1 protein-coding gene is annotated in these 625 nt (G+C 34.4%); it reads left to right on the top strand.

The window, feature by feature from the left end:
• Nucleotides 1-103 precede the first annotated feature (103 nt).
• The coding region (locus B2671_RS04215; protein ID WP_346869296.1) for a polymer-forming cytoskeletal protein at nt 104-625 on the top strand (522 nt) is incomplete at its 3' end.

Below are 625 nucleotides of genomic sequence, written 5' to 3'. Positions count from 1 at the left end.
TGATAAAAGATGGTTGAATATATGGCTATTTACTATATTGAAGAGCTATATGTAATTAGTTAATGTAACATTATTACGTGAAAATAAAATGGAGGTATAAATTATGGTGAGTAATGAACAGTTTGGAGATTTAAAAATAACAGGTTCAGGGAGTGCGGCAGGAGGAAGATATAGGATTGCATCTATCAGTGGAAGTGGAAAAATTGTTGGAGATGTAAACTGTGAAAAATTTAGTATTAGTGGTAGTGGAAAAGTTGAAGGTGCTGTTATAAGTAATGGTTTTAGTATTAGTGGATGTGGAAAGGTAACTGGAGACTTAAACTGCGTTACTGGTAGTATCAGCGGAAGTGGTTCTGTTCTTGGTTCTATTCATGCAAAGAAATTTAACATCAGTGGAAGTGGTAAAATAGGTGGTAATTTTAAAGGTGAAGAGCTCACTGTGGCAGGAGCAGGAAGAATTGAAGGAAGAATAAATGCAACTAATGTTAAGCTTTTAGGTTCAATTAGAGTAGGTCATGGTATTGAGGGAGAGATTATAAATATTAAAGGTGTACTAAAAACCCTAGGAATGGTAAATGGGGATGAAGTAAATATAGAGTTAAATGGTGGTTGTGAGGTTGAAGAA

This window comes from Clostridium sp. UBA5119 (assembly GCF_002414285.1).
GTDB lineage: Bacteria > Bacillota > Clostridia > Clostridiales > Clostridiaceae > Clostridium_J > Clostridium_J sulfidigenes.
This window is presented reverse-complemented; position numbering and strand designations above follow the sequence as displayed.